Source organism: Amycolatopsis sp. CA-161197 (genome assembly GCF_050942255.1).
GTDB lineage: Bacteria > Actinomycetota > Actinomycetes > Mycobacteriales > Pseudonocardiaceae > Amycolatopsis.
In genome coordinates, this window is record NZ_CP192059.1 from 8,994,515 (window position 1) to 9,016,648 (window position 22,134).

Sequence of the window (22,134 nt, forward strand, 5' to 3'; positions counted from 1 at the left end):
GGCCGCCCGAAAAGTCCGAACGATCAGGAGGACACCACCGATGCCGTTCAAGTGGCCGGAGCTGGACCCGATCCAGCAGAACGAGCTGCTGGGTGAGATCACCACGGCCGTGGTCGAAGCCCTGCCGCCGGGCTGGCAGCAGGTGATGATCGACTACCGCATGGTCGGCCGCAATGTCGACGTCGCCGTCGGGGTGAAGGATCCCAGTGGCACGTTCCGCCCGTGGGACCCGCCGGTCGACGTGTGGAAGATGTTCCAGCGCCTGCGCGGCGGCATGTACACCGAGGGCGAGGGAACGTGGTTCTCCGCGCGCTTCGGCATCGAGCCGCCGAGCCGGTTCACGATCCAGTACAACTGGCGCAACGAGCCGGACTTCGACCCGTACCCGGCCGCGGAGCAGTTCGCCATCGAGCAGGAGCGGTTCCCCCGCACCGAGGAGTTCATGCCCGACTGGTTCCGCGAGCGGCTCGCCGCCGCCGGCAACTGACACCACCGCGGGGAGACGCCTTGAGCCAACCGCCGGTACCCCTGAGCCCGGCCCAGCAGCAGGACCTCGTCCAGCGGATCGGCCAGGCGTGCGCCTCGGCCGTGCCACCAGGGTGGCGGCAGCTGCGGGTCGAGTACCGGGCCGTGGGGCGCCACGTCGAGGCCGACGTCGTCACCACGGCCCCGGACGGGCGCGACTACCCGGCCCGCCCGCACCCGGAGGCCGTCCGCCTCCTCGCCGTCCTCCGCGGCGGCATGTACCGCCGCGGCCGCGGCACCTGGCTCAGCGCGACACTCGTGTTCACCCCTCAGCACCCGCCTCGCCTCGACTTCCGCCCCGACGTTGAACCGTTGTGGCGCCGCCCACCCCCACAACTCGGCTTCCAGGACGAACTCCGCTTCTTCCCCCGCTCGGACGCCTTCATCCCACCCTGGCTGCGCACCCGCGCAGGCCTGCCACCCCTCCCGGCGCCCTGGACGCCCGACACACCCCCGCCCCCTCCCGACCGCGCACCGACTCCGCACGGCGGCCCGGCTGCACCACCACCGCCCGCCACGCCGCCCCCTTCCGCCGACGCATCTGCACCGCAGGACAACACCACGGCGCCAGTGTCGGCGGGCCAGCGCACAGCAGCCGCGCAAGCGGGCGCCACAACGCCACAGAGCGCGGCCGCGCCAGTTGTATCGGCGTCTTACCCCGACGAACCTGCCTCGCCTCGACCAGACGCCACCGAAGAGGCGGACGGAATCGCAGCCCCTGGCTCTCCGCAGCAGAACGTCACCGCGCCTCCGGCTGGCCGTGGAACACCGACGGCTCAGCAGCAACGCACGACCGGTGAAGCAGCCGCCGCACCGCCAGAGGGCGCGGCTGCACCGACACCGGACGATGGCACCGCACCCGAAGCTCAGCAGCAAGGCACAGCTGCGCCCTCACCGGCGACCGAGGAAGCCGCCGTCGCGACGCCCGCGGACGCCGCGGCGCCGGCGTCGGAACGTGGCGCTGCTCCCGCGGCACCGCTCGGCGAAGTGGCGAGCGCCGTCGCACCGGCTGAGGAATCAGGAAGCCTCGCAGCACCGTCGGAAGAAGGCGCCAGCTCCGTTTCACCTTCCCAGGAAAAGGCCGGCCCCGTCGCGACGGTCGAGCCCGGCGTCGCCGATCCGCCGGCGACGACGGTGGCCGGGATGCGGACGCCGCGGGTCTACGACGGGCTCGACGAGGCCGGGAGGCCCGTGGTCGAGCGGGAGGCGCTGGCCGAGGCGGAGCGAGAGCGGGTGCTGGCCTACCTCGAGTCCGCGCCGGCGGTGTTGGCGTCGCGGAGTTTCGACGTCGACGCGTTCGATCCGGGGCGCGTGGACGTGGTGCCGTTGACCTTCCGGACGGATGGCAGCTGGGTGTGGCCCGGCGCCGTCGCGTACTACCTGCGGGAGCACGCCGTGGCGCCGGACCCGGAGCTGCTGAGCCACATTCGCGGGCGGCGGTTCGAGGTGCCCGAGGTCGAGGAGCCGGCGCGGCAGCTGGCGCTGGCGGCGGTCACCGGGGAGCCGCCAGTCCACTGAGGACGGTCACGGCACGATGGTGAACCCGGCGTCGGCGAGGGCGGCCTCGACCTCCTTGCAGTGTTCGGGGCCGCGGGTTTCCAGGGCGAGCGCGACGTCGACCTCGCCGAGGGCGAGGCTGCCGGAGATGCGGGAGTGCTCGACGTCGAGGACGTTGGCGCCGAGGTTCTTCACGCACGTCAGCACGGAGACGAGCGAGCCGGGCCGGTCGGGCACGCGCAGGTGCAGCTTGAGGTAGCGGCCGCCGGCCGTCATGCCGTGCTGGATGATCTGCTGGAGCAGCACGGGGTCGACGTTGCCGCCCGACAGGATCGCCACCACGGGCGGCTCGAAGGCGCCCGGGTGCTGCATGAGGGCGGCGACCGTCGCGGCGCCGGCGGGCTCGACCACGAGCTTGCGCCGCTCGAGACACAGCAGCACCGCGCGGGACAGCGACTCCTCGCTGACCGTGACGACGTCGTCGACCAGCGAAGACACGTGCGCGTAGCTGACCGGGCCCGGCTCGCCGACCGCGATCCCGTCGGCCATCGTGTGCAGTTCGCGCAGGCGCACGGGCGAGCCGGCCGCCAGCGAAGGCGGGTACGCGGCGGCGTCCTCGGCCTGCACGCCGACCACGCGGATGTCGGGCCGCAGCCCCTTCACCGCCGCCGCGACACCGCCGACCAGGCCGCCGCCGCCCGTGGCCACGAGCACCGTCTTCGCGCCGGGCACCTGCTCCAGGATCTCCAGGCCGACGGTGCCCTGCCCGGCGATCACGTCGACGTGGTCGAACGGGTGGATGAACACCGCCCCCGTGCGCTCGGAGAACGCGATGGCCTCCGCCAGCGTCTCTTCGAGGACGGCGCCGTGGAGGTGCACGTCGGCGCCGTAGCCGCGGGTGGCCGCGAGCTTCGGCAGGGGCGCGCGCAGCGGCATGAAGACCGTCGACGAGATCCCCAGCAGCGACGACGCCAGCGCCACACCCTGCGCGTGGTTGCCGGCGCTCGCCGCGACGACGCCGCGGGCGCGTTCCTCCCGGGTGAGGCCGTGGATGCGGGTGTAGGCGCCGCGGATCTTGAACGAGCCGGTGCGCTGCAGGTTTTCGCACTTGAGGTAGACCGGGCCGCCGTGTAGGCGCCGCAGGTCACGGGCGTGTTCCATGGGGGTCACCCTGGTGATGCCCTCGAGGAGCTTGCGCGCCTCCTCGATCCGCTCGATGCTGACCAGTTCCATAGGTCGCGATGATGCCACCGACGGATGGCCGAGGTGCCACCGCCGCGGGACCGGTACTCTGATAACGGCAACCACACGTGATCAGGGAGTGCGACCATGGCCCGCGCGAAAAACGCCACGACCGCTCGTGGGACGCGCGCGACCCGTTCGGCCGGTGTCCTGCCCCTCGTGCTGGGCGTCGCCTCCGCCCTCGCCCTCACCGGCGCCGCCTACTTCACCGTCGACGCCGCCGGCTGCGGCGGCCACCCCCAGTACATCCGCCACGACAACCACGTCGAGCTCGTCGGCGGCTGCATCGACGGCTCCGAGCTCCCGGCCGCGCCCGCCGAGCAGCAGGAGGCCGTCCACCACTCGCTGCACACGGCCGGTCCGCAGCCGAGCAGCTACCGGCCCTGACGGGTCTGGACCTCCCTTTGGAACCCCGCGGCCGCTGATCGGCGCGGGGTTCTTGCGTGCTGAGGTCCGCGTCCGCGGCACCGTCACGCCGGCCGCCCAGAGGCACGCGCCGTCCGAGGTACACCTGAGTTATCCACAGCAGATCCCGCCGGCCGCGAGTTGTCCACAAATTTCCTGATCGCCAATTTTGTGCCCGTGACCTCGGTAAACTGGAGCAGGGCAGTCCCCCCGAGGAGGGCGGGGGTGTGGCAACGCTGTTGTGGTGGTGAGGGCCGATTGCCGGGTGGGGTGAGTGACGGCCTGTGCCTCGGGTCATGTGGCGTATCCCGGTGAGGGTGTTGGTTCAGTCGGTGTGGCGGAGTGCGCTGGTGGCGAGGTGGCGCGGGGCGGCTCTGACGCTGGGTTTGGCGCGGGCGAGCGAGTGGGCTTCGGTGTAGGTGACGTCGCGGATCCAGCAGAGTGTGCTTTGGGTGTGCCAGTAGCCGCGGGCGTAAGGGCTGAGGCGGCTGGGGTGGGCCCATTGGCCAGTGATGGTGGTGATCCCGATCGCGGTGTGGGTGGTGAGTTGGCCGCTGGTGTGGTGGGTGGTGCGGCGTGCGATGAGAAGCGCATGAGTCGCGTGCGGGAACTCGATCGCGGGGTAGCCGAGGAAATCGCCGAGATGCGAGCCGGCCAGTCACCCGGGGCACGGTCGCCTCGTCCGGCGCGACCTACCCGCCCTGATGCGGATCGCGGCCAGCAACGCCAGCACGTGGTGCGGGCATCCGCGGACCCCTTGCCGATCGCGGCGAACGAGCGTGCTCCGCGACGGCGGCCAGGATCAGAATCAAGGCCACGGAACGGCGAACACCGTGTCGGTCACACAGGTCCGGTACCTGACACAGGAGTTCACGCAGGTGCATGGCCCATTCCGGATTCGCGTCCGGGGTTATGCGCGGGTTCAACCGATCAAGGATGGCGGGCATGAGGCACGATGCCGCGGGCCCTGCAACCACTCCACAAGACTTTGCCGGAACCCTGCTGAAGACGCCGGGGGGTGTGGCCACCGAGCGAGCAGCCACAGCAGAAACCCCGCGCCACGACGAAGTGGCACGGGGTTTCGCGAGAACGCAGACTCAGCCCAGCGCGGCCGTGAGGTCGGCAACCAGGTCGGTGCCGTCCTCGATGCCGACGGAGAGGCGCAGCAGGTCGTCCGGGACCTGGAGCGTGGAGCCCGCCGTGGAGGCGTGGGTCATGCGGCCCGGGTGTTCGATGAGGGACTCGATGCCGCCCAGGGACTCGGCCAGGATGAAGAGCTTGGTGCGCGACGCGACTTCCAGCGCGGCCTGCTCGCCGTCGGCGTGGCGGAAGGACACCATGCCGCCGAAGCGGCGCATCTGCTTGGCCGCGACCTCGTGGCCGGGGTGCTCGGGCAGGCCCGGGTAGTAGACCTTCGAGACCTTCGGGTGCTTGGCGAGCGTCTGCACGATCAGCTCGGCGTTGTCGCTGTGCCGCTCCATGCGCAGGGCCAGCGTCTTCAGGCCGCGCAGCGTGAGCCACGCGTCGAAGGGGCCGGGGACGGCGCCGGCGGCGTTGCGAAGGTAGAAGAGCTGCTCGCGGACCTCGTCCTCGTTGGTGAGCACGGCGCCGCCGACGACGTCGGAGTGGCCGCCGAGGTACTTGGTCGTGGAGTGGACCACGATGTCGGCGCCGAGGGCCAACGGCGTCTGCAGGTAGGGCGTGGCGAAGGTGTTGTCGACGACCAGCCGCGCGCCCGCGTCGTGGGCCACGCCGGCCAGCGCGGCGATGTCGGCGATGCCGAGCAGCGGGTTGGTGGGCGTCTCGCACCAGATCAGCTTGGTCTCGGGCCGCAGCGCGGCGCGGACCTCGTCGACGTTCGCGAGGTTCGCGACGGTGTGCTCGATGCCCCAGAGGCTCAGCACCTTGTCGATCAGGCGGAACGTGCCGCCGTATGCGTCGTTGCCCAGCACCAGGTGGTCGCCCGGGCGCAGGGTCGTGCGCAGCACCGCGTCGGACGCCGCCATGCCGGACGCGAACGCCAGCGCGTGCCGGGCGCCTTCCAGCGAGGCCAAAGCCTGCTCCAGCGCGGTGCGCGTGGGGTTCGCCGTGCGCGAGTACTCGTAGTCACCCTCGCGGGTGCCGCCGACGCCGTCCTGCGCGTAGGTCGACGTCTGGTAAATGGGCACGATGACGGCGCCCGTCCGCGGATCGGGCTGCTGCCCGGCGTGGATGGCGCGTGTTTCGAAACCCAGCACGGAGTAGTCGTCGACCATGGTTCCAGGGTACGGCCCGGTACCGACAATCCCGCCAGGTGGGATGGAATTCACGCTTGCCTGGACCTGTCGTCGCAGGTCCCGCCGGTGCGGTCCCGCAGTGCGCCGGCGGGACCGTTCGTCACCAGCTTTGTTGCGGAGGGTAGGTGCCCGGGTACTGCGGCTGCGCCGGCGCGCCGAGCCCAACCCACAGCTGGGTCGGCTTCACGATCGCGAGGACCAGCGTGGCCACCGGCGGGATGAGCCCGACGAGCGCGCCGGCGATGCCCACGCCCAGGAACTCGGCCGACGAACCGAGAGCGGTGGCGCCCGCCGCGCTGAGGATCACCGAGATCAAAGAGAACGCGATCGAGACGCCGCAGCCGATGATCACGCACATCCGGCCCGCGGGCTTGTGCATGATCAGCGCGATGGCGCCGTAGAGCAGCAGGCCGGCGAGCGCGAGGTCGACGACCAGCGAAATGATGAAGAGGATCTCCGTCCCGTGGAACGTCGCCAGCCCGACGATCGAGCTGATCACCCCGAGCAGCGCGACGATGCCACCCAGGATCGCCAGCACGGCCGCGGTGATCGCGGTCCCGCCGCTCGGCTTCTGCTGCAGCATGCCCGGTCCGCCCGGGTACGCGGGGAACGGCTGGCTCGGCTGACCGTATTGCTGGGGGTACTGGCCGGGCACCGGCTGCGGTCCCGAATACGGCTGCCCCGGCATGGGCTGCGGACCGGAGTAGGGCGCCGGCTGCTGGCCCGGGTACGGCTGGCCGTAGGGCTGCTGACCGGGGAAGGCCTGTGGGCCGGAGGGCTGCTGGCCGTACGGCTGCTGCGGATTCTGCCCCTGGCCGGGGTTCTGGGGATAGCTCACGGAAGTCCTCGGGAATCCGGCCCCCACCGGCTGCGGGGAGATGTCCTCGTATCGTGCCAGGCTGGAGACGTTTGCGGGGCGAAAATCACCACTGTCCGGGCACGTAGGTCCGGTACCTGAGATACGAGAACGTCGGACGCAGCGCCGCCAGCACCAGCACCAGCGGCGCCAGCACCACCAGCACGGCCCGGTCGACGTCCGCGAACGAGTTCAGCGCGACGACGGCCTCGAAGTAGGCCGCGTAGCCGCCGTTGCCGAGCGTCGGCTCCAGCAGGATCGCGCCGATGGCGATCACCGCGCCGAGGATCAGCAGCACGGCGCCCGCGGTGGCGCGGAAGATCGCGGCGAGCGCGCCGACGAGCAGGAAGAGGCCCGCGCCCAGGTAACCGCCGAGGTCCACGAGTGTCCACACAGGAAGGTCGCCGAGGCTGAACCCCGAAGGGATGTCGATGAACAACGTCACCGGCAGGTAGCCCGCCGCCCCGGCCGCCACGAGCCCCAGCAGCGCCGCGACCAACGCCGTCGCCCCGGACGGACGCCCGCGCCGCGCCGGCGGTTCCCCGTGCGCGGGACCTGACCGCTGCTGCGCTGGAGATCCGTACGGGCCGCTCAACTCTGCTCCCCCTCGGGCCGAAGGCGAAAACGAACGGCTCACCCTAGCCCGGAAATCGCGATCACGGACGAGAAATGGTGAAGCGATGAAGAACCAGTGCCCGTTTCGCCCAGGTCGGGTAATGGCCCAAGATCAGGAGGGTAGGGGTGTTACTGAAAAACGGTATTTCTCAATTTTTCGCAAAGATCCGCTGTGTGGGTGACGCGGTGGGGCGTCGGGGGCTCCGCGCTATCGGAGCGCAACGGGATAAGAGCGTGTCTCGTTTGGATCTTCTGGCGGGTCTGCGATGATCTTGTGCTGTGATCGACTCGCTGTCGCAACGGTTGGTGCCCGATGAGTTGTGGGCGCTGGTGGAACCGCTGATCCCGCCGGCAAGGGAGCGTCCGCAGGGTGGTGGGCGTGCGCGGACGGATCCGCGGGCGGTGTTCACGGCGGTCGTGTTCGTGTTGACCAGTGGTTGTGCGTGGCGGCACCTGCCGCCGTCGTTCGGAGTGTCGGTGCCCACGGCGCACCGGACGTTCACCGAGTGGACCGAGGCGGGACTGTGGCGGCAGTTGCACCGGGCGGTTTTGGACGAACTGGACGGCCGGGGACTGATCGACTGGTCACGCGCGGTCCTGGACGGGGCATCCGTCAGGGCAAAAAGGGGGCGGACTGACCGGCCCCAGTCCGGTCGACCGCGGCAAACCCGGCTCGAAGATCCACGTGCTGTCCGACCGGGCCGGCCTGCCCCTCACCGTCGGAATCTCCGCGGCCAACACCCACGACAGCCACGCACTCAAGCCCCTGATCAACGCGCTGCCGGCCATCCGCTCCCGCCGGGGACCCCGGCACCGGAAACCGGCCAAGCTCCACGCCGACAAGGCCTACGACATCCCCGCCCTGCGCGACTGGCTCCACCAGCGCCGGATCCTCCCGCGCATCGCCCGCAAAGGCATCGAATCCCGGGACACACTCGGCAAACACCGGTGGGTCATCGAACGGGCCATCGCCTGGCTGTTCGGCTACCGCCGACTCACCATCCGCTACGAACGCAAAGCCGGCCACTACCTCGCCTTCCTCACCCTCGCCGCCAGCATCACCTGCTACAAGAAACTCACCAAATGAGACAAGCTCTAATACTGCAACGACACTTCGTGATGGCCGCGTCGTCGGTAGTGGCTAGTACGTGCTCGGGCTTGGCTGGAGCGTCGCCATCGTGACCAGTGCATCGCATGCTGGATTGTGTGGCGGATCGGTGCGGTGACGCGGTTGAGCAGTTTGCGGATTTCGTTGGACGTGAGCGGTATCAGACCGGGTGCGGATCCCCTTTTTTCGCGGCGTCTCGGGTGATGACGAGGAATGCCGCCGCCGCCATGGAGAGGGTGATGTGCCGATACCATGCTTGGTATCGGCGGACCTGGTAGTGGTCGAGCCCTGTTTCGTTCTTCGCGGTTTGAAAACTTTCTTCGATTGCCCAGCGGGTTCCGGCGACGCGCACCAGTTCTTGGAGGTCGGTTGCGGCGGGGCCGAAGCAAATGTAGTAGGCGATCTCGGTGGGGTCGCTGACTGAGCGGCGGGCCAGCAGCCAGTGGCCGACCTCTGGTCGGCGCAGGGGGCGGATGTCGACGGCGGCCCAATCGTAGATCCGTTGCCCGTGGGCGCCATCGCCGCAGGACAGACGTTGCCAGGTGGCCGGGTCGACGTCCGCGATGACGGCGTGGACACGCCGCTGCCGCAGATCCATGGAAATCACCATCTGGGACTTGGGCACTGCGAGCACATGCGCGATGTCGTGTTCTTCCAGCCAGAGCCGTAGCCGCCCGACCTGCCCATAGGCTTCATCGACGGTGAACCATGCAAACGGGATTCTCGCGGCGAGCGCGCGTTCCACCATCAGTTGTGCCAGTTCGGGCTTGGTCGCGAATCCGACGTCGTCGGGAATACCGGCTGCAGCGCACCTTCCCCGATCCGCGATCCACTCTTTCGGCAGGTACAACTCGCGATCGATCAAAGCCCGCCCCCGATCCGAGGCGTACGCCAAGAACACGCCGATCTGCGAATTCTCGATCCGCCCAGCCGTGCCCGAATACTGGCGCGCCACGCCGGCGGATTTCGTGCCCTTCTTCACGAATCCGGTCTCGTCGGCGATCAACACGCCACGTTCGGCGTCCCCGAGCACGTCGACCACCGCAGTGCGCACATCATCACGCATGCCCTCGGCGTCCCAGGCGTAGAAGTTCAGCAGCCGCTGCATGCCCTGCGGACCCGTCTCACCGGCCATCTCTGCCAGGGTCCAGCCGTTCTTGCGCTCGGCTTCCGCCAGCAGCCCCCGCAGGTAGGAAACCATTTGCCGCCGCGGCTCCACCCGCGAAAACCGCTCCGCGAACCGCCCCGCGAACGCAGCGAAACGCGCCGACCAGTCCGTCACCATCTCCAGCACACAAGATCAACTACACGACCGTCGAACCCGAGCCTAACCGACACGCCGGTAGATTCATAACGAAGTGTCGTTGCAGTACTAAGTGCCGACAGTGGGGAAAAGTCCGCGGAGACGGGCTTCGGTCGTAGGGGCTTGCGATACCGAACGGTATTCGACGAGCGGCCTTGTCTGCCTGATCCTCAACGCCACTGCCGACAACAAGTTCGCGCGACATCGCGAAACCGAACAGCGCTCCGAGAGTCCGGCCGACGAGGCAAACGCCCGCGGCGACGGAACTCAACGACTCGCCACGACCGGAACTTCCCCACACAGCGCACCGCGCAAACTTCAGCCATCGACGGTCCCGAACGGCCACGACTGACTTCGCAAACACAACACCGGCCGGGACACCGACCCATACTCAGGGGGCGCTCGGATGCCGGCGCAGTGGAGGCTTGCAGAGCCCAGCGCGCGGCGCCAATGGGCACTGGCGCGCTGCAACTTGCAGACGGCGGCCGCAGCTATGCCCGGCGCCCGGCGAACGACCGCGAGTGCGGAGCGACGTCAGCTTCAGCACAGGCGCCGCCAACGGACACGGCGGCGCAAGGACAAGCGCGAGTCGACCTACAAAAGGATGCCGGCAGCCGTTGCCGACAGGCGGCGCAGCGAACGACCGCGAGAGTGGAGCAACGTCGCCCTCAGCACGAGCACCGCCGACGGCCGGCCACGTAAGGCCAATGGCGAGACCACCTGCGATCGGGCGGTCCGCAGTCATAGCCAGGCGGCGCGTCGAGCGACCACGAGAGCGGAGCGATGCCAGCCCCAACGACGCGCTGATGCGGGCAGGGCAGCGGGAGAGCAAGCGCAAGTCGACCTGCGAAAGGACAGGCAATCATTGCCCGTCAGCGGCGCGGCCGACGACCGCGAGAGCGAAGCGACGCCAGCCTCAGCACAAGCGCCACCACGGACACGGCAGCGCAAGGACAAGCGCAGGCCGACCTACCAAAGGACGGCCGCAGCCGTTGCCGGCAGGCGACTGCGAGAGCGGAGCAACGTCGCCCTGAGTGCGAGCGCCGCCACGGGGAGGGCAGGGGCAACGGCGAGTCGACCTGCGAACGGGCCGCCTGCAGTCATCGCCAGGCGGCGTAGCGAGCGACTGCGAGAGCGAAGCGACATCAGCTTCAGCGCGAGCGTCGCCGAGGGCAGGCAACGCAAGGGCAACCGCGAGTCGACCTACGAAAGGGCGGCCGCAGCCTTCGTTGGCATGCGGCGGCGCGAGCGGAAGGCGTCGGCATCAGCGCAAGCGCTGCTGCAGGCGGGGCAGCGTGAGGGCAGGCGCAAGCCGACCCGAGAAAAGGGGGCCCCCAAGTCATCGCCGTGCCACGGCGCGGCGGGCGGCGGCCCGAGCGGAGGAGTGCCGGCCTCAGCGCAAGCGCTGCAGCGGACAGGGCAGCGCGCGGGCAAGCGCAAGCCGACCCGAGAAAAGGCTGCCCGCAAGTCATCGCCCTGCCACGGCGCGGCGGGCGGCGGCCCGAGCGGAAGGGCGTCGGCCTCAGCACAAGCGCTGCAGCGGACAGGGCAGCGCGCGGGCAAGCGCAAGCCGACCCGAGAAAAGGCTGCCCGCAAGTCATCGCCCTGCCACGGCGCGGCGGGCGGCGGCCCGAGCGGAAGGGCGTCGGCCTCAGCACAAGCTCCGCTGCGGGCAGGGCAGCGCGCGGGCAAGCGCAAGCCGACCCGAGAAAAGGCTGCCCGCAAGTCATCGCCGTGCCACGGCGCGGCGGGCGGCGGCCCGAGCGGAGGAGTGCCGGCCTCAGCGCGAGCTCCGCTGCGGGCAGGGCAGCGCGAGGGCAAGCGCGAGTCGACGTGCGAAAGGGCTGCTTGCAGTCATTGCCGGGCGGCGGCGCGGCGGACGACCGCGAGCGAAGCGACGCCCCCAGCACGAGCGCCACCGCAAGCAGGCAGCGCAAGAGCAATGACGAGTCGACCCGCGGACGGGCGGCCCGCGGTTGTTGCCGGGCAGCACGGCGGGTGAGGGTGGGACGACAGTCCTGTCGGTGCAAGTCCCTGGACAGCGAAAGGCCCCTTCGGTGACATCCACCGAAGGGGCCGTTCACGTGAAGCTCAGCTGGTCACCACTGCTGTTGCTGCGGTGGCTGGCCGTAGCCCGGGGGCTGCTGCCCGGGCGGGGGGCCGTAGCCCGGGGGCGGCTGTTGGCCGGGCTGGCCGTAGCCGGGGGGCGGGCCGTAGCCCGGAGGGGGCTGCTGGCCGTAGCCGGGCTGGGGCTGGCCGGGCTGGGGCTGGCCCGGCTGGGGGAAGCCGCCGCTGCCGGGCTGGTCGCCGGGCTGGCCGTAGCCGGGCTGGGGTTGGCCGTAGCCGCCGGGCTGGGGGAAGCCGCCGCTGGCCGGGTTGGGGGTGCCGGGTTGCTGGCCGAAGCCGGGCTGGCCGAACGGGGGTTGTTCGCCCGGCTGGCCGAAGCCAGGCTGACCCGGCTGGCCCGGCTGGCCGCCGAAGCCCGGCTGGCCGAAGCCCTGCTGCGGCTGGCCGAAGGGGCCCGGCTGGCCGAAGCCGCCCGCGCCACCCGCGGGGCCGCCGAAGCCGCCCGGGGTGCCGCCGCCGAGGCCGACGAACTGGGCGGTGGGCGGGATCAGGCCGAGGAGCCCGACGATGAAGATCAGGATGCCGAAGATGAGCGTCGGCATGCCGATGCTGTCGGCGCCGTTGCTGCCGGCCTGGTCGAGGAGCTCCTGGTTCGGCGTGGAGCCGAAGATGAGCAGGATGCCGAAGACACCCAGCAGCACGCCGCCCACGGCGACCACGATCGGCACGATCTTCTTGATCCCGCCGCCGAGACGGCCGGCCAGGATGAGCCCGGCGCCGCCCGCGATGGAGACGACCGCGCCGACCAGGACCATGATCACGTAGAACCAGATGGCGCCCGGCGAAGCGAGGCCGGACTGGCTGAGCAGCTCGTCGACCTTCGCGTCACCCGCCGACTGGCGGGCCTGGTCGAGGCTGGACGAGTAGTCGCTCGCGTCGCCCATGTAGAGGAACGACCAGATCAGCGACAGCACACCCAGCAGCGCCACGACGCCACCGGCGATGAAGCCGTACATGCTGTTGCCGCCACCGGACGCGGCGGGCGCGGCGCCGAAGGCCGGCGGCGCTCCGAAACCGCCCGGCTGACCCGGCTGACCCGGCTGGCCGAACCCGCCCTGCGGCGGAGCGCCGAACGCACCCTGACCCTGGTCGAACCCGCCCGGGGCACCGAAGCCCTGCGGCTGGCCCGGCTGACCCGGCTGGCCGAAGCCACCAGGAGCGCCCGGGGCACCCGGAGCACCGGGCTGTCCCCCGAAGCCCGGCTGGCCGAACCCGCCACCCATGGCAGCGGGGTTGTCGGCCGCGCTCGGCGGCGGGGAGTACGGGATGGCCGGCGGCTGCGAGCCGGGCGGGACAAGCTGCGTCGACTCGGCGCCGAAGTGGCTTTCGCCGCCGGCGTTCGCGTCACCGGGCCGCACGACCTGCGTGGGCTCGGGGGCTTCGCCGAACAGTCCGCCTTCGCCCGAAGACGGGGCCGACGGGTACGGCTGGCCCGGCTGGACCACCTGGGTCGGCTCCGACGCGCCGAAAGGACTGTCCTGCTGAGGTGTGGGACCACTCGGTGGGCCCTGCGGCGGCTGCTCGCCGCCGTCCCCGGGCTGGTTCGGTGGCTGCGGAGCACTCATGTGGGTCTTGAACCCCCTTGACGAGGACGCGAAAAAGTTCTATCGCGCCCACGCTATCGGATAGCGGGGCAGGGCGCTCGGAACGCCCCGGCCCGCTTTGCCGATTTGTCGTCCTTAACGCCCAGCCAGGAAGCCGAGCAGATCGTGCCTGGTGACGACGCCCGCGGGCTTGCCGTCGATCAAGACCAGCGCGCCGTCCGCGCCCTCGAGCGCCTTCATCGCGGAGCTGACCTGTTCGCCGGCGCCGATCGTCGGCAGCGGCGGGGACATGTGCGTCTCCAGCTTGTCCGCGAGCTGGGCCTTGCCGGTGAACAGCGCGTCGAGCAGGTCGCGCTCGTTGACGGCGCCGACGACCTCGGCGGCCATGACCGGCGGCTCCGCGCTGACCACGGGCATCTGGCTCACGCCGAACTCCGACAGGATCGCGACGGCCTCGGCCACGGTCTCGTTCGGGTGCGTGTGCACCAGGCTGGGCAAGGAGCCACTCTTCTTGGTGAGCACGTCGCCCACCGTCGCGCCGGAGGAGTCGGGCGGGAGGAAGCCGTAGGACGACATCCAGTCGTCGTTGAAAACCTTGGTGAGGTAGCCGCGGCCGCCGTCGGGCAGGAGGACCACCACGACGTCGTCCTCGGTCAGGCCCTCGGCGAGCTTCAGCGCGGCGGCCACGGCCATGCCGCACGAGCCACCGACCAGCAGGCCCTCCTCCACCGCGAGGCGGCGGGTGGTTTCGAACGAGTGCGCGTCGGAGATCGGGATGATCCGGTCGGCGATGCCGCGGTCGTAGGTCTCGGGCCAGAAGTCCTCGCCGACGCCCTCGACCAGGTACGGCCGACCGGTGCCGCCGGAGTAGACGGAGCCTTCGGGGTCGGCGCCGACGACCTCCACGCGGCCGTCGCTGGCCTCCTTGAGGAAGCGGCCGGTGCCGGAGATCGTGCCGCCCGTGCCGACGCCGGCGACGAAATGCGTCACCTTGCCCTCGGTCTGGCGCCAGATCTCGGGACCGGTGGAGAGGTAGTGGCTCTCCGGGTTCGCGGGGTTGGCGTACTGGTTGGGCTTCCACGCGCCGTCGATCTCGCGGACGAGGCGGTCGGAGACGTTGTAGTAGGAGTCGGGGTGCTCGGGCGCCACGGCCGTCGGGCACACGACGACGCGGGCGCCGTACGCGCGCAGGACGTTGCGCTTGTCCTCACTCACCTTGTCCGGGCAGACGAACACGCACTTGTAGCCCTTGCGCTGCGCGACCATGGCCAGGCCCACGCCCGTGTTGCCCGACGTCGGCTCCACGATCGTGCCACCCGGCTTGAGGGCACCCGACGCCTCGGCGGCCTCGATCATCCGCAGCGCGATGCGGTCCTTCACGCTGCCGCCCGGGTTCACGTACTCGACCTTCGCGAGCACCAGCGGCTTGAGCCCCTTGGTGAGGGAGTTCAGCTTGACCAGCGGGGTGTTCCCCACGAGGTCGACGATGTGCTCGGCGTACTCCACGACTGCGCTCCTGCCCTTCCGCGCCGGATCTCGGCGGCGACGCCCAGCCTAAACGCTGGACCTGCGGCGCTGTCCACTCAGGCGGACGCCCGATAGTGGTCCACGTCGCCTTCGGCTTTGCGAGACGCGGGACACGCGGCACTATGGTGAGCAACCGCTTAGCGCCCGCCGTTGTCACCGACCCGAGGAAGTGTCACGCCATGCCCGAAGCCGTCATCGTCTCCACCGCCCGCTCCCCGATCGGCCGTGCCGCCAAGGGCTCGCTGGTCAGCATGCGCCCCGACGACCTCGCCGTGCAGATGATCCGGGCGGCGCTCGACAAGGTGCCGCAGCTGGACCCCGCCGACATCGACGACCTCATGCTCGGCTGCGGCCTGCCCGGCGGCGAGTCCGGGTTCAACATGGGCCGCGCGGTGGCCGTCGAGCTCGGGTACGACCACCTGCCCGGCTGCACGATCACCCGGTACTGCTCCTCCAGCCTCCAGACCACCCGCATGGCGATGCACGCGATCAAGGCCGGCGAGGGTGACGTGTTCATCTCCGCGGGCGTCGAGACGGTGTCGCGCTTCGCGAAGGGCAGCTCCGACTCCTGGCCCGACACGCACAACCCGCTCTTCGCCGACGCCGAAACGCGCACGAAGGCCACGGCGGAGTCGGGCACGGACAGCTGGTCCGACCCGCGCACGGAGGGGAACGTCCCCGACGCTTACATCGCCATGGGCCAGACCGCCGAGAACCTGGCGCGCCTCAAGGGAATCACGCGCGAGGAGATGGACGAGTTCGGCGTGCGCTCGCAGAACCTCGCGGAGAAGGCGATCGCCGACGGCTTCTGGGCCAAGGACATCACGCCGGTCACCCTCCCCGACGGCACCGTCGTGTCCAAGGACGACGGCCCCCGCGCCGGCGTGACCATCGAGGGCGTCTCCGGTCTGAAGCCCGTGTTCCGCCCCGACGGCCGCGTCACCGCCGGCAACTGCTGCCCGCTCAACGACGGCGCCGCCGCCTTGATCGTCATGTCCGACACCAAGGCGCGCGAGCTCGGCCTCACGCCGCTGGCCCGCATCGTGTCGACGGGCGTCACGGGCCTGTCGCCGGAGATCATGGGCTACGGCCCGGTCGAGGCCTCGAAGCAGGCACTCGCCCGCGCGGGGATGTCCATTTCGGACATCGACCTCGTCGAGATCAACGAGGCGTTCGCCGCGCAGGTCATCCCGTCCTACCGCGACCTCGGCATCGACCTGGACCGCCTGAACGTCAACGGCGGCGCCATCGCGGTCGGCCACCCCTTCGGCATGACGGGCGCGCGCATCACCTCGACGCTGATCAACTCGCTGCAGCACCACGACAAGCAGTTCGGGCTGGAGACGATGTGCGTCGGTGGCGGGCAGGGAATGGCGATGGTGCTGGAGCGCCTTTCCTGAGTTAGAACACGGACGAAGGGCCGCTCGCGACGTTGTGCGCGGGCGGCCCTTTTGCTGTCCCTGAGGCGTGATGCCTGACGACCGACGCGGGGACACCGCGGCGAACAGCAGACTCGTCGGAGGCGGTGCGTCTCGCGCGATTCCCATGGAGCCGCAGAGCAAGTAAGCGGCAGCTATCCGGCCGGTTCGGCGCGAAGTAGCCAATCGCTCGCCCGGTGATCCCGTGACACCAAGGAAACCGGTCACCCTGACAATGCGCGCCGGCGGCCGCGTCTCGGGGTGGCGGGGCGGGACCGCGCGCGAGGAAACCCAGCCAGCACAGGAAAGGGCCGCCCGCGGCAAGCGCGAAGCGGCCCTCCCCCGTGGAGCCAAACCAAGTCAGTGCAACGGCGCCGCCGGCACCGGAGTGGCCGCGTCGGCGGAGCCGGTGGCAGGGGGCGACGGGATGAAGCGCTTGTTCGGCAGGAAGGCGGCGGGCACCAGGCAGACCGCCAGGATCACCGTGGCGATGAGGAAAGGCGTCGCGAAGGCGCCGGCGGCGAGGGCGGAGGCGGCGGTGTGCGTGGCGGGGTTCAGGGTGGCCGCGGTGGCCGCCAGCTGGCCCTGGTTGGTGGGGACGCCGAAGCGCGAGCCGAGCAGGGCGGCCAGCACGATGGACATGATCGCGGAGCCGATGGCGCCCGACGTCTGCTGCAGGATGCTCGTGGTGGTCGAGGCCTTGGCCATGTCCTCGGAGCGCAGCGTCTGCAGGGCGGCGGACGTGATCGGCATCATCGTGCAGCCCATGCCGAGGCCCATGACGAACGCGGCCGACAGCAGCAGCGCGTACGGCGTGGTCGACGTGACCTGTGTGAACGGCACCATGCCCACCACGATCAGCGCCAGGCCCGGCAGCACGATGCGGCGGGCGGCGAACTTGTCGAACAAGCGGCCCGCGATCGGCATCATGATCATCGCGCCGAAGCCCTGCGGGGCGAGCAGCAGGCCCGCGTGCAGCGCGGATTCGCCGCGCACCAGGGTGAAGTACGTGGGCAGCAGCAGCATCGCGCCGAAGAAACCCATGCAGAACACCGAGAGCGTGATCATCGAGACAGAGAACGTCCGGTTGCGGAACAGGCCCAGGTCCATCAACGGGTCGGCCACCCGCAGCGCGCGCAGCACGAAACTCACCAGCAGCACGACGCCCGCGACCGCCGGCAGCCACACCTCGATCGCGGTGACCGTGCCCGTGGACGGGATGCGTGAGACGCCGAAGATCAGCGCGGCGAGGCCCGGCGACACCATCAGCAGGCCCGCGAAGTCGAAGCGGCCCGACTTCGTCGCCTTGTCCTTCGGCAGCAGGCGCAGCGCGAGCACGAACGCGACGATGCCGATCGGCACGTTGATGTAGAAGATCCAGCGCCAGCTCACGGCGTCGACGAGCCAGCCGCCGAGGATGGGACCGCAGATCGGGCCCAGCAGCATCGGCACACCCAGCACGGACATCACGCGCCCGATGCGCTGCGGCCCCGCCGTGCGCGTCAGGATCGTCATGCCCGCGGGCATCAGCATGCCGCCGCCGAGGCCCTGCACGACACGGAAGATGATCAGCGACTCGACGTTCCACGCCAGCCCCGCCAGCATCGAGCCGACCAGGAACGTGCCGATGGCCAGCAGGTACAGCCGTTTGGTGCCGAAGCGGTCCGACGCCCAGCCCGTGACCGGGATGACCGTGGCCAGCGCGAGCATGTAGCCCGTGGCGACCCACTGGATCGTGTCGAACGACGTGGAGAACTGGATCGTGAGCTTCTGCAGCGCGACGTTGACGACCGTGGTGTCGAGGATCGCCATGATGGCGCCGAGCACCACCACGGAAGCGATCTTGAGCACTCCACGGTCGAGTTTGTCATCGAGCCCGGCGGCGCCCGGCGCGGCCGGGCTCGGTTGTGCGGACATGCGGTGGACCATCCCCATCGTTCGGAAGCGAAAGGTCACGCAAGCCCCAGTTCGGGTCCCCCTTGCGTGACGTCGTCGAGGCTAGAGGACGCCACCGACAAAAAGCCATCGATTTCGCCCGAAGCACCACGTAGACGACTTTTCGCGTTCTCCGGCCGGCCGCGGAAAGTCCTCCACCTGCGCTGATGCGGCCAGGAATTGGTCCCGCACAAGCACTCTGCGTACGCGCTCCGTCGCGCGAAGAGCGATTTCCCCGCGTACAGAACGCGTACACAGAAAAGGCGCCCCGTAGTACACGGAGCGCCTTCTCGGGATTCCTACGCGAGCACTAGTCGCGCAGGTAGGACAACAGCCGCAGGATCTCGAGGTACAGCCACACCAGCGTGGTCATGAGGCCGAAGGCCGCGAACCACGCCCACTTGGCCGGCATCCCCGAACGGATCATGCGGTCGGCCTGGTCGAAGTCGAGCAGGAAGCTGAACGCCGCGATGCCGATGACCACCAGGCTGAAGATGATCGCGATCGGCCCGCCGTCGCGCAGCGGGTTGAAGCCGAAGAACAGCGAGGTGAGGAGGTTGACCAGCATCAGGACCACGACGCCACCCACGGCGCCGACGATCCACTTGGTCAGCTTCGGCGTGACCTTCACGGCGCCGGTCTTGTAGACCACCAGCATCGCGATGAACACACCCGCCGTGCCGATCAGCGCCTGCAGCGCGATCCCCGGGTAGAGCAGCTCGAACAGCCCGCTGAGCGCACCGAGGAAAATACCCTCGGCGGCCGAGTAGGCCAGCGTGAGCGGACCGCTCGCCTTCTGCCCGAAGATGATCACGAGCGAGAGGACCAGGCCCACGATCAAGCCGCCGAACAGCGCGCCGAGCAGCGCCCCGCTCATGCCCTCGACGCGGCCGAGCGAGTCGGTGATGAGCTGGGTCTGGGCCCAGATCGCCGTGAGGACGCCGAACAGCAGGGCGACACCCAGCGAAAGACCGGTCTTGACGACGACGTCGTCGACCGTCATCGGACGGTCGGCGGAACCGGCGGCCATCTGCCCGGGACCGTAGCCGGGCACACCTCCCTGGCCTTGCGGAGTGCCGTAGGGCCGCTGGTCGAAGCCCACGTTCGGCCCGTACTGCCCTGAAGCGGCCGAACCGCGGGACAGGTTGCGGAACGCCGGGTTGCTACTGGAACGCACCTGATCCTCCTGGATCTGCTGGCACCTTGCATGGGGTTCAACGACCGCTCGGGCCTGCTGGTTCCCGTCGAGACCGTCGAGTAAAGGAGACTTTACCCTTTTGCCCGATCAGGGGACCGGACCCGCGCCGGGCTACACCGTATGCGACTGAGATCACGACCGTTCACCGCAGGTCACCCGATGGCCCCTAGACAATCCGGGTGATCAGCCGCGAACCTTCACTTCGCGTGTTCGGAATGTGACCGAAGGCGTGTCGGGGAGTTGTTCGATCGTGTGACCTGCGTCGACGCAAAGGCGTCACGGCAGAGCATGTTGAAGGAGTCAACACACCATGGGGTGGTCTTCACGCCCGCGCGCTCGCCTGCGCGCGGCCGCCGGTCTGGTCGCCACGGCCGTGCTCGGCGCACTCTCCCTCACCGCAATCGCCCCGACCGCCGCCGACGCCGCGACCCAGCAGGGCATCGGGGTCGAGGTCCCGGCCCAGCCGTTCGACAACAAGGACCACAGCGGCAACTGGCTCGGGTCCTACCTCGTCGCCGGCAAGCAGGTCTTCTGCGTCAGCTTCCAGCTGAAGGCGCCGGACTCGAACGAGAAGTACAAGCCCGGCGACAAGCTGCTCACCAAGTGGGGCGACGAGATCCCCGCCGACAAGGCGGCCAACATCTCGTACCTGCTGCTGCGTTACGGCGACACGAAGGACGCGAACGTCGCCGCCGCGCTCGCGCACCTGCTGCACTCGTGGACCTCCGCGCCGCGGCCCGGGCACGACGACCTCAACGAGGCGCTGCCCGCGGACAAGATCGGCTACGACATCGCCATGCACCTGCAGGGGCTGAAGGACAAGGCCCCCACGGCATACGACGACGTCGCCAAGCTGACCGCCGACGCCGAGGCCAACCGCGGCCCGTGGACCGCCTCGGTCACGCCGCCGAAGGACGACCAGCACCTCGGCACCGCGGCGACCTGGACGGTCACCGTGAAGAACGCCAAGGGCACCGGCGTGCCGGACGTCGCGGTGAAGCTCGACGCCACCGACGCGACGCTGACGACCGGCGACGCCACCGACGACACCACCCAGACGTCCGACGCGGCCAGTGGCAGCGCCACCGTGCAGGGCGCGCAGACCGAGACCACGCTCAAGACCGGCGCCGACGGCACGATCTCGGTGAAGCTCACGCCGACCGGTGACCAGCCGAAGCTCGCGACGTCGCTGTCGGCGCCGGCCGACCGGCCCTACGTGCAGAACCCGGTGAACACCGGCATCCAGAACGTGGTGTCCACCGGTGGCGAGAAGACGCTGACCGCGGAAGGTGCCGTGGCCGTCGCGAAGCCGGGCAAGGTCCAGGTGACCAAGACCGACGCGAAGACCGGCAAGGGCATCGGCGGTGCGACGCTGCGGATCACCGGCAAGGACAAGAAGACCGCCGCCACCGGGCAGGACGGCAAGCCGCTCGACGGTCCCGACGGGCAGCCCGTGGTCGTCACGACCGCCGGCGACACCGGCGCGGTGACCGTGGACAACCTGCTGGCGCCGCAGGACATCTGCGTCGTCGAGGTCAACGCGCCGCCGGGCTACGAGAACGCGTTCGACCCGAAGAACCCGCCCTCGGTGTGCGGCTCGCTGAAGCCGGGCGACACACTGGCGCTCACCATCGCCAACACACCGAACGAGGTCCCCCACGCGATCCCCGCGGGCGACCAGCCGGTCGCGATGGCGAAGGGTGCGATCGAGACGAGCTTCTCCACGCCGGGGCTGATCGGCCTCGCGGTGCTCGCGCTCGTCGGTTCGGGTCTGGTCGGGTTCGCCGCGCGGCGCGCGTCCCGGAGGTAGTGAGAGCGGAACGGGTATGGCACGCAAGAGCCGGTTGATCACCGGTTTCGTCCTCGGCGCGGCGAGCGTTCTCGTGGTGGAGCTCGCCACCGTCGTGATCAGCGCACCCCCGATGGCGGTGGTGGCCGGCAGCGCGCAGCCGGCCGCCGCCGCCCTCGCGGGTTTGCGACCGGCCGCGCCTCCGGAGGCGCCTTCTACTTCGGCACCTCCGCCGCCGCCGTCGTCCACCGCGCCGGCCGCGCCGCCGCCCGCCGCGCCGGTGGAGCACAAGCAGCCTCCGCTCGCGCCGCAGAAGCCGGGCACGCTGCGGCTGCCCGGCGGCGGGACGGCCGCGATGGTGCGCCAGGGCCTCGGGCCGGGCAACACGCTGCCGGTGCCGTCGGACATCGGGCAGGCGGCCTGGTGGGGCGCCGCGCTCGACGCGGTGAGCGGCGCGAGCGTCTTCGCGGGGCACGTGAACTGGAAGGGCGCGACGGGTCCGTTCGCCGAGCTGTGGACCGAGCGCATCGGCGGCGAGGTGACCATTGTGGACAGTGCGGGGAAGACGTCGAAGTACCGGATCTCGCAGCTGGTCACCGTGCACAAGGACGATCTCCCGGCCCGGGCCGACGACCTCTTCGGACAGGCCGGGCCGCACCGGGTGGTGCTCGTGACGTGTGGCGGCCGGTGGGTCGGCGGGGCCGACGGGTACGAGGAGAACCGGGTCGTCATCGCGGATCCGGTCTGATCCTTTTCGACGAGCTTTTCA

General features: G+C 70.2%; 16 protein-coding genes. 7 read left to right on the forward strand and 9 right to left on the reverse strand.

From position 1 onward, the window contains the following. The first annotated feature begins 40 nt into the window (after positions 1 to 40). Complete coding sequence (locus tag ACQPXB_RS42590; protein WP_285972541.1) at positions 41 to 487, forward strand: hypothetical protein; 447 nt, start codon at positions 41 to 43, stop codon at positions 485 to 487. Positions 488 to 1,668: 1,181 nt separating this feature from the next. Continuing rightward, complete coding sequence (locus tag ACQPXB_RS42595) at positions 1,669 to 2,043, forward strand: hypothetical protein (protein WP_432847538.1); 375 nt, start codon at positions 1,669 to 1,671, stop codon at positions 2,041 to 2,043. Positions 2,044 to 2,049: 6 nt separating this feature from the next. On the opposite strand, the gene ilvA is transcribed toward ACQPXB_RS42595, so the two are convergent. Beyond that, positions 2,050 to 3,255 carry a threonine ammonia-lyase gene (gene ilvA, locus ACQPXB_RS42600; protein WP_366579912.1) on the reverse strand — a complete coding sequence of 402 codons (1,206 nt, stop codon included), beginning with the start codon at positions 3,253 to 3,255 and terminating at the stop codon, positions 2,050 to 2,052. Between the two features lie 96 nt (positions 3,256 to 3,351). On the opposite strand from ilvA, the gene ACQPXB_RS42605 reads away from it, so the two are divergent. Further along, positions 3,352 to 3,651 carry a hypothetical protein gene (locus ACQPXB_RS42605; RefSeq protein ID WP_432847540.1) on the forward strand — a complete coding sequence of 100 codons (300 nt, stop codon included), beginning with the start codon at positions 3,352 to 3,354 and terminating at the stop codon, positions 3,649 to 3,651. 1,115 nt (positions 3,652 to 4,766) lie between these two features. On the opposite strand, the gene ACQPXB_RS42610 is transcribed toward ACQPXB_RS42605, so the two are convergent. The 3 genes from ACQPXB_RS42610 to ACQPXB_RS42620 all read right to left on the reverse strand — a co-directional run bounded on the left by ACQPXB_RS42610 (position 4,767) and on the right by ACQPXB_RS42620 (position 7,396). Continuing rightward, positions 4,767 to 5,924: a cystathionine gamma-synthase gene (locus tag ACQPXB_RS42610; RefSeq protein WP_366579916.1), complete on the reverse strand. Its 1,158-nt coding sequence runs from the start codon at positions 5,922 to 5,924 to the stop codon at positions 4,767 to 4,769. Positions 5,925 to 6,045: 121 nt separating this feature from the next. Continuing rightward, complete coding sequence (locus ACQPXB_RS42615; RefSeq protein WP_432847542.1) at positions 6,046 to 6,783, reverse strand: hypothetical protein; 738 nt, start codon at positions 6,781 to 6,783, stop codon at positions 6,046 to 6,048. A gap of 85 nt (positions 6,784 to 6,868) precedes the next feature. Then, a complete protein-coding gene (locus tag ACQPXB_RS42620) occupies positions 6,869 to 7,396 on the reverse strand; it encodes a hypothetical protein (RefSeq protein WP_432847544.1) in 528 nt (175 codons plus the stop codon). 299 nt (positions 7,397 to 7,695) lie between these two features. Here ACQPXB_RS42620 and ACQPXB_RS42625 point away from each other — a divergent pair. After that, positions 7,696 to 8,503, forward strand: a protein-coding gene (locus ACQPXB_RS42625) for an IS5 family transposase (RefSeq protein ID WP_432847546.1) whose coding sequence is annotated in 2 segments (ribosomal slippage) — positions 7,696 to 8,039 and positions 8,038 to 8,503 — 810 coding nt in all. Because the reading frame shifts where the segments join, the coding sequence is not laid out codon by codon here. Positions 8,504 to 8,684: 181 nt separating this feature from the next. Here the strand turns inward: ACQPXB_RS42625 and ACQPXB_RS42630 are convergent. From ACQPXB_RS42630 to ACQPXB_RS42640, 3 genes are all read right to left on the reverse strand, one after another. After that, the gene (locus ACQPXB_RS42630; RefSeq protein WP_432857039.1) at positions 8,685 to 9,809 is read right to left on the reverse strand and encodes an IS701 family transposase; all 1,125 of its coding nucleotides are present in this window, start codon (positions 9,807 to 9,809) and stop codon (positions 8,685 to 8,687) included. A 2,117-nt stretch (positions 9,810 to 11,926) separates the two neighbouring features. Beyond that, entirely contained in the window at positions 11,927 to 13,519 is a 1,593-nt protein-coding gene (locus ACQPXB_RS42635) for a hypothetical protein (protein ID WP_432847548.1), read from the reverse strand. A 114-nt stretch (positions 13,520 to 13,633) separates the two neighbouring features. Further along, positions 13,634 to 15,004, reverse strand: coding sequence for a cystathionine beta-synthase (locus ACQPXB_RS42640; protein ID WP_366579924.1), 1,371 nt, complete (start codon positions 15,002 to 15,004; stop codon positions 13,634 to 13,636). A 200-nt stretch (positions 15,005 to 15,204) separates the two neighbouring features. On the opposite strand from ACQPXB_RS42640, the gene ACQPXB_RS42645 reads away from it, so the two are divergent. After that, a complete protein-coding gene (locus ACQPXB_RS42645; RefSeq protein WP_432847550.1) occupies positions 15,205 to 16,425 on the forward strand; it encodes an acetyl-CoA C-acetyltransferase in 1,221 nt (406 codons plus the stop codon). A gap of 378 nt (positions 16,426 to 16,803) precedes the next feature. On the opposite strand, the gene ACQPXB_RS42650 is transcribed toward ACQPXB_RS42645, so the two are convergent. Together ACQPXB_RS42650 and ACQPXB_RS42655 are read right to left on the reverse strand one after the other, a co-directional pair. Beyond that, positions 16,804 to 18,360, reverse strand: a complete 1,557-nt coding sequence (locus ACQPXB_RS42650) for a DHA2 family efflux MFS transporter permease subunit (protein ID WP_432847552.1) — start codon at positions 18,358 to 18,360, stop codon at positions 16,804 to 16,806. Positions 18,361 to 18,688: 328 nt separating this feature from the next. Then, entirely contained in the window at positions 18,689 to 19,555 is an 867-nt protein-coding gene (locus ACQPXB_RS42655; RefSeq protein ID WP_366579930.1) for a Bax inhibitor-1/YccA family protein, read from the reverse strand. A 331-nt stretch (positions 19,556 to 19,886) separates the two neighbouring features. On the opposite strand from ACQPXB_RS42655, the gene ACQPXB_RS42660 reads away from it, so the two are divergent. Both ACQPXB_RS42660 and ACQPXB_RS42665 read left to right on the forward strand, forming a co-directional pair. Further along, entirely contained in the window at positions 19,887 to 21,386 is a 1,500-nt protein-coding gene (locus ACQPXB_RS42660) for an MSCRAMM family protein (RefSeq protein WP_432847553.1), read from the forward strand. Between the two features lie 16 nt (positions 21,387 to 21,402). Continuing rightward, a complete protein-coding gene (locus tag ACQPXB_RS42665; RefSeq protein WP_432847555.1) occupies positions 21,403 to 22,113 on the forward strand; it encodes a class F sortase in 711 nt (236 codons plus the stop codon). The last annotated feature ends 21 nt before the right edge of the window (positions 22,114 to 22,134 follow it).

Coding starts and splice junctions, on each gene's coding strand:
- ACQPXB_RS42590 (WP_285972541.1), top strand. CDS start 41: ATGCCGTTCAAGTGGCCGGAGCTGGACCCGATCCAGCAGAACGAGCTG.
- ACQPXB_RS42595 (WP_432847538.1), top strand. CDS start 1,669: ATGCGGACGCCGCGGGTCTACGACGGGCTCGACGAGGCCGGGAGGCCC.
- ilvA (WP_366579912.1), bottom strand. CDS start 3,255: ATGGAACTGGTCAGCATCGAGCGGATCGAGGAGGCGCGCAAGCTCCTC.
- ACQPXB_RS42605 (WP_432847540.1), top strand. CDS start 3,352: ATGGCCCGCGCGAAAAACGCCACGACCGCTCGTGGGACGCGCGCGACC.
- ACQPXB_RS42610 (WP_366579916.1), bottom strand. CDS start 5,924: ATGGTCGACGACTACTCCGTGCTGGGTTTCGAAACACGCGCCATCCAC.
- ACQPXB_RS42630 (WP_432857039.1), bottom strand. CDS start 9,809: ATGGTGACGGACTGGTCGGCGCGTTTCGCTGCGTTCGCGGGGCGGTTC.
- ACQPXB_RS42635 (WP_432847548.1), bottom strand. CDS start 13,519: ATGAGTGCTCCGCAGCCACCGAACCAGCCCGGGGACGGCGGCGAGCAG.
- ACQPXB_RS42645 (WP_432847550.1), top strand. CDS start 15,205: ATGCCCGAAGCCGTCATCGTCTCCACCGCCCGCTCCCCGATCGGCCGT.
- ACQPXB_RS42650 (WP_432847552.1), bottom strand. CDS start 18,360: ATGTCCGCACAACCGAGCCCGGCCGCGCCGGGCGCCGCCGGGCTCGAT.
- ACQPXB_RS42660 (WP_432847553.1), top strand. CDS start 19,887: ATGGGGTGGTCTTCACGCCCGCGCGCTCGCCTGCGCGCGGCCGCCGGT.
- ACQPXB_RS42665 (WP_432847555.1), top strand. CDS start 21,403: ATGGCACGCAAGAGCCGGTTGATCACCGGTTTCGTCCTCGGCGCGGCG.